6 protein-coding genes, 1 tRNA gene and 1 pseudogene are annotated in these 10317 nt (G+C 50.1%); 6 read left to right on the forward strand and 2 right to left on the reverse strand.

Translation table 11 applies throughout. The features are described from left to right. From ACOJTG_RS17265 to ACOJTG_RS17275, 3 genes and pseudogenes are all read left to right on the forward strand, one after another. Positions 1 to 551, forward strand: a pseudogene (locus ACOJTG_RS17265) (TonB-dependent receptor); the annotation flags it as partial. 55 nt (positions 552 to 606) lie between these two features. After that, positions 607 to 2280, forward strand: a complete 1674-nt coding sequence (locus ACOJTG_RS17270; protein ID WP_420154969.1) for an IPT/TIG domain-containing protein — start codon at positions 607 to 609, stop codon at positions 2278 to 2280. Between the two features lie 119 nt (positions 2281 to 2399). After that, positions 2400 to 2855, forward strand: a complete 456-nt coding sequence (locus ACOJTG_RS17275; RefSeq protein ID WP_420154970.1) for a hypothetical protein — start codon at positions 2400 to 2402, stop codon at positions 2853 to 2855. Positions 2856 to 2923: 68 nt separating this feature from the next. On the opposite strand, the gene ACOJTG_RS17280 is transcribed toward ACOJTG_RS17275, so the two are convergent. After that, a complete protein-coding gene (locus tag ACOJTG_RS17280; protein ID WP_420154971.1) occupies positions 2924 to 4420 on the reverse strand; it encodes a RagB/SusD family nutrient uptake outer membrane protein in 1497 nt (498 codons plus the stop codon). 12 nt (positions 4421 to 4432) lie between these two features. Continuing rightward, positions 4433 to 7618: a SusC/RagA family TonB-linked outer membrane protein gene (locus ACOJTG_RS17285; RefSeq protein WP_420154972.1), complete on the reverse strand. Its 3186-nt coding sequence runs from the start codon at positions 7616 to 7618 to the stop codon at positions 4433 to 4435. Positions 7619 to 7936: 318 nt separating this feature from the next. On the opposite strand from ACOJTG_RS17285, the gene rpsA reads away from it, so the two are divergent. The 3 genes from rpsA to ACOJTG_RS17300 form a co-directional block, all read left to right on the forward strand. Beyond that, entirely contained in the window at positions 7937 to 9715 is a 1779-nt protein-coding gene (gene rpsA / locus ACOJTG_RS17290; RefSeq protein ID WP_094812407.1) for a 30S ribosomal protein S1, read from the forward strand. 230 nt (positions 9716 to 9945) lie between these two features. Next, positions 9946 to 10016 (forward strand) — tRNA-Cys (locus ACOJTG_RS17295). A 146-nt stretch (positions 10017 to 10162) separates the two neighbouring features. Next, positions 10163 to 10317 (forward strand): hypothetical protein (locus ACOJTG_RS17300; RefSeq protein ID WP_420154973.1); only part of this gene is annotated, 155 nt, incomplete at its 3' end.

A 10317-nucleotide genomic window follows, 5' to 3' on the forward strand; every position in this document is an offset into this window, starting at 1 on the left:
TGGCTTCCACGGATGTTAATTTCCTGAAAGACCTGACGCTGGTTGGTAACGTATCGCTCATTAAGAGTACGATCAATTTGGGTGACGTTGTAGCCGCTCCGGATTTATCAGGTGCAATTCAGAACTACGATCTGACGGGAATTACCGATAAAAAACGGGCGATGATGAACCAGTCGCCGTACCTGGTTAACGCTGGCGTTTACTATGCAAATCCCAATGGCTGGCAGGCGAACGTACTATACAACGTGGCGGGTCCTCGGATCTTCGCGGTTGGTAACGTGAATAGTCCTACGGTCTACGAAATGCCTCGTAATATCATTGACCTGAACGTAAGCAAGACCTTCAACAAGCGTTGGGAAGTTCGCCTGGGTATTCAGGATTTGCTGAACCAGTCGATTCGCCTGAGCCAGGATTTCAATCGTAACTCAAAAATCGATAAAGACGTAACCTCACAAACGGCCAACGCCGATCAAACGATCCGTAGCTTCAAACGAGGCTCCTACAGTACGTTAAGTTTGGTTTATTCATTTGGACGAACCTTGATTCCCTAAATAACCCAGTAACAGCGAGTACCTATCACACAGTTTAACTAAATCCAAATTGTTCATGCAACTGTTCAAACAAGCACGGTATGGAATGCTGGTCATTGCGGCCGGATTAGCCACTGCTTCCTGTAACAACGACGATTCTCCTGCTCCTGTAGTGACGATTGCTTCGGTTAATCCGACCAGCGGACCTGTAGGCTCTGATATTACGATTACGGGTACTGAATTTGGTAGCGATACGACGGGTGTTCGGGTAACCTTCACTGGTGGAGCCTTAGCGAAAGTAAAAACGATTGCTCCTACCTCGATCGTAGCTACGGTTCCGGCGGGTGCTCAGGATGGTACGATTACCGTTAAAATCGGCTCAAAATCAGCAGTAACCAGCTCGTCCGCTTTTACGCTGGGTAACAAGACGGTAGTAGAAGTAAGCAACGAAATTGCCGCCAATACTACCTGGGAAGCTTCAAAAGTATACGTCATCAAAGGTTTTGTTTACGTAAGATCAGGAGCAACGCTGACGATTCAGCCCGGTACCATTATCAAAGGTGGTCTGCCTGCTCAGGATCCTTCGGGTCAGCAAAAAGGGGGTACGCTGATCGTACAACCCGGTGCTAAATTGATGGCCGTAGGTACGGCTAGCCAACCCATCGTATTTACTTCGTCGAAAGCCGCTGGAAGCCGTAACTACGGTGACTGGGGTGGGGTAGTACTGATCGGTAAAGCTCCAACCAACCGTCCGGGTGCAACCAACTTTGAAGGCGGTATTACGGGAACGACGGGAACGTATAGCGATGTTGCTGACAACTCCGGTACCTTGAAATATGTACGGATCGAATTTGGCGGTATTTCTCTGTCAAACACGCCAAACTCAGAAATTAATGGGTTGACGATGTACGGTGTAGGTAACGGAACGACGATCGAAAACGTACAGGTTTCTTACTCCGGAGATGATTCCTTCGAGTGGTTCGGCGGTACGGTAAACGCTAAATACTTGGTTGCTTTCCGTGGCTTTGACGATGATTGGGATACGGATTGGGGCTATTCTGGAAAAGTACAGTTTGCTCTTTCTCTGCGTGATCCAAACGTAGCGGATCAGTCTACTTCAAACGGTTTTGAGTCGGATAACTTCGATCCCGGTACGCCTGCTAACGGTGCTAACGATGGATTACCCCTGACAGGTGCCGTTTTTGCTAACGTAAGTAACTTCGTTTTCCAGGGTGCTCCTAGCTCCGCTACTACGTCGAATGGTTCCGGTGCTTTCGGTCGCGGTATGCACTTGCGTCGGAATACGTCCATTAGCGTTTTCAACAGCTTACTGGTAGGTTACCCCGAAGGCTTGCGTTTAGATGGTACGACGACCTTGGCAAACGCGACTTCCAATGGAATGCAACTGCGTGGCATCGTACTGGCTAACATGACGACGCCTGTCAATGGTGCAGGTGGCGTAACGGCTGATCAGGCAACGGCTTTCTTTAACACGACGGAGTTCGCCAACCAAATCGTAACGCTAGCGAATATCGGTACGTTAGGACTGAATGCGAATAGCTTCAACTTAGCTTCACCGGCCTTCACGGTTGGTTCTTCTTCACCGCTGTTGAGTGGTGCCGTTTGGACGGGTAAAGGTGCCGATTCGTTCTTCCAGAAAGTAAACTATCGCGGAGCATTTAACGCTACGGATAACTGGACGGCTGGATGGACCAACTTTAATCCGCAGAACACGAACTACGATAAATAGACATTACGGATTTTTCATATTGGTGTTGCTCGAAAAGCCGGAGGTGCTGCCTCCGGTTTTTCTATTTGATACGTTCGTTTGGGCGGAGAGCAAAATAAAATTAGATAAGAAACTAATGAATGGAAATGAACGCAGATGATCGCTCGAATGTAAAAAAAGGTTTGAAGCTGCTCTGTAAAGGTCTAGCGGCTCTCTACCTGTGTTTATTGATTTATTTGCTCATTACCGTTTTAATCTCAACTAAATATGGCGGGGCAGCGGCTCTTCCGGGGCCATTTACTTATCGGAAATGGGTAGGACACTCGTTATCCATTTTCCTATACGTAGCTCTACTGGGTTTTCCTGGGTACTTCGTGATTCCGGGTCTCTACTACGCCATAAGCATTTACTTTAAGCAACGGTCAGTAGGACTCCGGGTTATCACGGCTGGCGTTATCGGCAGCTTGGGAGCTTTTCTATACTTAGTAATTGGTCTCATGAAGAGCAATACCTGGCTGCTGGATTGTAGTGTATTAGGATGTGTCGGATTGTTGTATGGCTGGCTTGATGCTTCTTGGATACGAAAGCAAGGATAATGAAGGGAAACAAAAAACTCCGGCGAGTCACGTACTCGCCGGAGTTTTTTGTTGGGATTAAACGCTACTTAATATCCCGCATTCTGCGTATACAACCCCGGCTGGGCGTCCAGCTCGGCTTGGGGAAGGGGGTAGATGATGTATTCCTTTACGAACGCCTGCATTTGTTTCTGTACATCTTCCCTGGCTATCCAGGCTGGAATGAGGGTGGTAATCTGTCCACTGCGAACGAGATCATGCCAGCGGGTGCCTTCGGCGGCGAATTCCAGGCGACGTTCGTCGTAGAGTTGAGCCAGCGTTACGTTGGAAGTGGCTTCCAGTCCCGCCCGCGTACGTACCTGATTGACAATGGCGTCTACATCCGCTTGACTACCCGTAGCTCCTTTGAGGATACACTCGGCTTTCAGCATCAGAATGTCCGTGTAGCGACTGACAATAAAGTTGATCGGCCAATCGACCCGGTTCACGGGTACTTTCGTCAGATCGATGTATTTCTTGAAAAACGACCGATTTTCAGTTACGCCGTTGTACGTATAACCCGTCTGAATGGTAAAGGCTTTCCGGACGTCTTTCGCCGTATAGTGGTTGATGAGATCCTCCGCTACGGGACGAATCGTCAGGCCGCCCTGCGTGGGTTTTCCGTTCGATTGAAACCAAGTATCGGGAGCGAGTAACCAAGGAAACGTGCCCCCCACAACCGGCGTCAGACCCGTGACGTATTGAATGTCAAAAACCACTTCCGAGTTATTTTCATTGGTGTACGAAAAGATGTCGCTGTATTTGGCCACCAGTGCGTACTTCCCACTGGCAATAATATCATTGAGTTGAGCCAGAGCCAGATTCCATTCGTTCAGTCCCAGACCAGGGCCTTCAATGGAGTAGTTCGGAGCCGAGCGGGTCATGTACACCAGGGCCAGAATCGCTTTGGCGGCAAACTTCGTGGCTCGTCCCCGGTCGGCTGTAGCGTGCGTTTCGGGCAGGTTCGTTACCGCAAATTGCAGGTCCGATAAAATCAGGTTATACACATCCGTAACCGAGCTTCGCTGGATGGTTTTGGCTTCCGCCGCCGTAACGGGGTGATCGATGACGGGTACTTTTCCGAACAAGCGAACCAGATCGAAGTACATAAAAGCCCGCAGGAACTTAGCTTCTGCCTCTAGCCGCGTACGCAGCGTGGCATCGGTGATGATCGAACCTTTTTGTACGAGTTGATCCAGCACGACGTTAGCCCGGTAAATGCCGTTGAAGTTGACATTCCAGGCATCCGTAACGTAAGGGTTACTGGCAATCGTTTTGTGAAAACTATTGATGCCTTCCCAGTCGCGTACACCCCCGTCGGAAACGGCGTATAAATTGTCCGAACGCGTCTCGGAGAGGTTCAGTAAACGATCCGGGTAAGTCCGCAAATCGCTGTATACGGCATTGACCCCCTGAATGAAATCAGCCTGTTGGGTATAAAAGGTTTCGGTGGTACCCGCAGAAATCGGCGTTTGGTATAAATCATCCGTGCAGGAAGTAACCAGTGCGGTCAAGAACGCGGTTACTAGTAAATATCGTCTTTTCATGGAAGTCCAGTATCAGAAAGTTAAGTTCACACCAAAGATGAGCGAGCGGGCAATGGGGAGTCCACCGTAATCACCGGCTTCGGGATAGGAGCTATCCCCGCTCAGGTTCGTGTTGGTCGCTTCGGGGTTCAGGCCACCTTTGTATTTATCCCAGCCAAAGAAGTTCTCGGCCGTCACGTAAATGCGGGCTCCCTGAATCTGCGGTACCTTAACTACGGATTTTAGGTTGTATCCCAGCGTGATGTTCCGAACGCGAACGTAATCCGACGAGTACAGCCAGTCGGTGTTTTTAATCCGACCAAACGTTGAGTATACCTTACCCACCTGACCGGCACCTGGATCTTCGGGCGAACGCCAGCGATCCTGGTAGAAGCCCAGGGCATTATCCACTACGCCCTGTCCGGTACGACCCAAAGCTCGACCCAGTAGTGAGTAAATCGACCCGCCATTCTGACCCTGCACCAGTACGCTCAAATCGAAGTTTTTGTAACGGAAATTGTTGGTGATTCCCCAGGTATACTTAGGATTCGGTTGACCCACGATGACGCGGTCATTGGCATCAATTACGCCGTCGCCGTTGGCATCGAAGTATTTAGGGTCGCCCACCGTTTGCGATCCGTACAGAGCCGCTTTGCTGTCGATGTCCTGCTGGCTAAGAATACCGACCTGACGAACGACGTAAATACTGTACAGCGGATCGCCCACGCGAAGAATGGAGTGGGAAATATCAAACGACGAAGGAATGAGAATCTGACTCTGACCGCCCGCCAGCGAAATGACTTTGTTGGCGTTGTGGCTAAAGTTGAGCGACGTATTCCATTTAAAGGCTCCCGTCAGGTTATTCGTATTCACCTGCAACTCCCAGCCCGCGTTGCGTACGCTTCCGGCGTTCCCCAGGGAGGATGTAAAGCCCGTCACGCCGAGCGTCGGTACGTTGAGCAGCAGAGCCGTATTCGTCTTCCGGTACACATCAAAGGAAGCCGTAACACGGTTACGCAGGATGGAAAAGTCAAGCCCCACATCGAAAGTCTGCGATTTTTCCCAGGAGAGGTTCGTATTGACAATGCCGCTCGGAGCCTGACCAATGGCATTTGTTCCGTTGAACGTATAGTTGTAGGTAGCGAGCGTCGGTAAGGTGCTGTAGTCGCCGATGTTGTAGTTCCCGGAAGTACCCCAGCTGCCGCGTAATTTCAAATCATTGATGGCCGTAACGGATTCCATGAAAGGTTCTTCCGAAATCCGCCAGCCTACGGAAGCGGAGGGAAAAACACCCCATTTAGTATCCGCTCCGAAGCGGGAGGAGCCATCCTGCCGGACACTGGCCGTAAACAGGTATTTACCGCTGTAGCTGTACTGAGCCCGTCCGAAGAAGGAAATCAGCACGTTGCGGGCTTCGCTGGTATTTCCCGTAATGCCGTTCGCGGCGTTCAGCGTCGTGATGGCATTATTGCTGAAACCACCGTTGGAACTCATGTTCGATAGTTCGATCTTATCGGACGTGTACGAAATACCGCCCAACAGCGAGAGGTCGTGCTTCTCGGCAAAGACTTTCGAGTACGACAGTGTGTTTTCGTTCACAAACGTACGTTTCCGGTAGGTGTTGAAAGAGCCGGAAGTCAGAATGGTTTGCTGGGCGTTCCGGGCTTCAAGCGAACTAGCCACGGAGTAAGGCGTATATCCTTTCGCGGTATTATCGGTATTGTCTAGGTTCAGCGTGGTTTTCCAGAAAAGGCCTTTCGCCAGCTGGTATTCGCCGAACAAAGACCCCAGGGTACGGAAGCGTTTGGTTTCCCCAATGACCCGTTCGAGCTTGGCAATGGGACTGTTAGCGGAAGTACTCCAGCGGTACTGACCAATGCTGCCACTGTTGGGATATAGACCCGCACTGGCCTCCTGCACGGGAGAGTAACTCAGCAGCTGGTGTAGAATGTTATCTTTTCCTTCGACGCCGGGATCATGGTTGATCGAGAACGTAGGGGCCAGATTGACGCCAATTTTCAGGTTTTTACTGGCTTTTACTTCCACATTCGCCCGAGCTGAATAGGCCGTATAGTCGGTGTTGATGACCATGCCCTGCTGTTTGACGTAGTTTCCTGAAACGTAGTAGTTAACGTTTTCCGATCCGCCACTCGCCGAAATCTGGTAGTTCTGTACCGCCCCTTTGCGGAAGGCCTCATCCTGCCAGTCAATGAATTGCAGGCCCGGGTATCCGGGTTGTGACCAGCGGTCGTCGGTCATGTAGGTCGTATTAACCTGACCTTCGGCCAATCCTAAAATAGTCCGGCGTTCGGCATTGGTTTGCGTAGCCGTACGGCCTGAGCCCGAAGCTACCCATTGGGCGTTGATAATCTCGGTCGCCCGGTCAATCCACTCCGGACCATTCAGCATGTCGAGTTTACGACTGCGTTCCATGTACCCGCCGTAGGCATTAACGGTAATTGTGCTTTTACCGCTTTGCCCGCGTTTGGTGGTAATCAATACGACGCCGTTAGCCGCCCGCGAACCGTAAATGGCCGCCGCCGCCGCGTCTTTCAGTACCTGAATCGACTCAATGTCGTTGGGGTTCATGTTATCGAGCGGGTTGCCCGTCGCGAAGTTTCCAGAACCATTGGGAGCTGCCGTCGCCAGGGGAAAGCCATCGATGACGTACAACGGTTCATTGCCCGCCGTGATCGAACCCGAACCGCGTACCTGTACGCTGAGGCCCTTGCCCAGGGCCCCGCTGGTTTGTTTCACCTGTACCCCTGCCAGCTGGCCCACCAGAGCCTGATCCACGCGGAGTACGGGGCGTTCATCCAGATTTCTGGCGTTGAGTGAAGTGATGGCCCCGGTAACGTCCGTTTTCCGGGCTGTACCGTACCCAATCACCACGACCTCATTGAGAGCCTTGGTATCGGGTTGTAGCGTAACGTTCAGCGTCGTTTGTCCGTTGATGGGCAGTTCCTGGGTAATGTAGCCAATGGAAGAGACCACCAGCGTACCCGTTTTCCCCTCAAAGCGAAGGGTGTACTGACCATCCGCGTTGGTGACTGTACCGAGATTCGTGCCTTTGATGGTAACGCTGGCTCCGGGAATGCCCTGTTTGGCGTCGTTGGAAGTCACCGTGCCCGTAATTCCCTGAGCAAAAGCTAGGTTTCCTGTCAACAGGAAAAACACCACCCAAAGGTAGACGGGTGGTCGAGTAAACCATTTTTTCATAAGATAATGCTGCAGAAGTAATGTGTTAGGAAACAGAATGGCACTTTATTGATTACAAATATTATTTAAGTAAGTAAAGGGGCTGTCATGTACTTTCCTGCCGATGGGAAGAATGAGGGGAAAGAAGAGACGGGGAAAGACGATACAGAGGCGTTTAAAACGAAACGGAAGACTAGCTATTTTTTTAGGATATTACTCGCTCAGTATCAGGAAAAATGACTACCTTTGCCTTCCGTTTTGAAAAAAGCGGATTCACTAAAATTCAGCCGGAGCTTCGCCCGGTCGGCTGATGTATCCAGGGCGAGCCAAAAATCTCTTATGGCACAACCTCAAGTAACTGATTTTGATTGGGATCACGCGGACAACCGTGGCTTTGGTAGTGGTTACTCTAAAGCTCAGCGTGATGAACTGGCTGCTCTGTACGAAGGTACGCTGAGCCAGGTAGCTGAAAAAGAAGTAGTAAAAGGTACCGTGGTTGGAATTACGGATCGTGAAGTAATTCTGAACATCGGTTTCAAGTCCGACGGGATGGTTCCCCGTACGGAATTCCGTGACATGCCCGAGCTGAAAGCCGGTGATGAAGTGGAAGTGTACATCGAAAATCAGGAAGACCCCAATGGTCAGCTGATTCTTTCTCGTAAGAAAGCGAAAGTAATCACGGCTTGGGATAATATTCAGAAGGCTCTGGATCAAGACCTCGTGATCGATGGTTTTGTGAAGCGTCGGACGAAAGGTGGTTTGATCGTAGATATCTACGGCATCGAAGCCTTCTTGCCCGGTTCTCAAATCGACGTAAAACCCATCCGCGATTTCGACGTTTTCGTTGGCAAGCGTATGGAGGTGAAAGTGGTGAAAATCAACTACGCCAATGATAACGTAGTCGTTTCACACAAAGTCCTCATCGAGAAAGACCTTGAGCAGCAACGTCAGCAAATCCTGACGAACCTGGAAAAAGGTCAGGTACTCGAAGGCGTGATCAAAAACATGACCAACTTCGGTGTATTCATCGATCTGGGTGGTGTGGATGGTCTGCTGCACATTACCGATATCTCCTGGGGTCGCATCAACCACCCAAGCGAAGTCCTCAAACTGGACCAACGCATTCAGGTGGTTGTACTGGATTTCGACGAAGACAAGAAGCGTATCTCTCTCGGCATGAAGCAATTGACGGCTCATCCTTGGGAAGCACTTCCTGCCGAAGTAGAACCCGGTGCTCGCGTAAAAGGCAAAATCGTGAACGTAGCCGATTACGGTGCGTTCCTGGAAGTTCAGCCGGGCGTAGAAGGTCTGATTCACGTGTCAGAAATGTCATGGTCTCAGCACCTGCGTAACCCTCAGGACTTCCTGAAAGTGGGCGACGAAATCGAAGCCGTTGTACTGACGATCGATCGTAGCGAACGCAAAATGTCTCTGGGTATCAAGCAACTGACGCCTGATCCCTGGACTCGTCCTGAGCTGCTGTCGAAGTATGCTCCGGGTACGAAACACTCAGGAACGGTTCGTAACCTGACGAACTTCGGTCTCTTCCTCGAAATGGAAGAAGGAATCGATGGTCTGGTTCACGTATCTGACCTGTCTTGGACTCGCAAGATCAAGCATCCTTCTGAGTACACGAAAGTTGGTGACAAAATGGACGTAGTCGTTCTGGAACTCGACGCTGAAAACCGTCGTCTGTCTCTGGGCCACAAACAACTCGAAGAAAACCCCTGGGATACCTTCGAGAACGTCTTCACCATCGGATCCGTACACAAAGGAACGATCATTGCCAAGTCTGACAAGTTTGCTCAGATTGAGCTGCCTTACGGTATCGAAGGACAGGCTCCGATCAAGCAACTGGCGAAAGAAGATGGTTCGAACGCTGAAGTAGGTGAGTCTATCGACTTCAAAGTGATCGAATTCCATAAAGAAGAACGTCGTATCGTTGTTTCTCATACGAAAGTATGGGGCGACGTGAAGGATGAAGTGAAAGCCGAAGAGAAGAAGAAAACGCAAAAAGCCGTAGAGAAAACGAACTCTTCTGCTTCTGCTGAAAAATCAACTCTGGGTGATCTCGACGCTCTGGCTGCTCTGAAAGAGCAAATGGAACGTGGAAACTAATTCCTGACGCGAATTACTAAAGCAAGGGCGAGCCGAAAGGTTCGCCCTTCTTTTTTAATACCCTCTCTCAAAAGGGCTCGTTACAAATAGCTCTGTATCAGTAAGCTGAGGCAGAAAATGAATATCTTTTCAGAAAAACATGAAAAAAAATACCTCTTTTTCTGAAATCAGCTAATTTTCCCCTTATTTTTGCAGCCTCAAGAGCGAAAGAAGCTTTTGAAAAATCACAAGGTACCATGGCCGAGAGGCTAGGCAGAGGTCTGCAAAACCTCCCACAGCGGTTCGAATCCGCTTGGTACCTCCCTAAAAAATCCCTGAGCTCTCCTCGGGGTTTTTTTATTCATAGTCTTTTTGGTTTGAAGCAATCGCGGTGCTGACGAAGGAGGACGGATTTTGCGGAAGACTGTAAACTCGAATACTGAAACTGAGTTTTTAATAGACCGACCAATGTCTCAAAAAAAAATCACTTCTGCTCTTCTCTCCGTTTATCATAAGGAAGGCCTGGCACCCATCGTAGAATCGCTGCACCGTCAGGGTGTACAGTTGTATTCAACGGGTGGTACGCAGTCGTTTATCGAAGAAATGGGCATTCCCGTAACGCC

Source organism: Siphonobacter sp. (genome assembly GCF_048595215.1).
Taxonomy (GTDB): Bacteria; Bacteroidota; Bacteroidia; order Cytophagales; family Spirosomataceae; genus Siphonobacter.

Bases quoted from the DNA above. Each gene is read 5' to 3' on its own strand.
- ACOJTG_RS17270 (WP_420154969.1), top strand. From the start codon at position 607: ATGCAACTGTTCAAACAAGCACGGTATGGAATGCTGGTCATTGCGGCC.
- ACOJTG_RS17275 (WP_420154970.1), top strand. From the start codon at position 2,400: ATGGAAATGAACGCAGATGATCGCTCGAATGTAAAAAAAGGTTTGAAG.
- ACOJTG_RS17280 (WP_420154971.1), bottom strand. From the start codon at position 4,420: ATGAAAAGACGATATTTACTAGTAACCGCGTTCTTGACCGCACTGGTT.
- ACOJTG_RS17285 (WP_420154972.1), bottom strand. From the start codon at position 7,618: ATGAAAAAATGGTTTACTCGACCACCCGTCTACCTTTGGGTGGTGTTT.
- rpsA (WP_094812407.1), top strand. From the start codon at position 7,937: ATGGCACAACCTCAAGTAACTGATTTTGATTGGGATCACGCGGACAAC.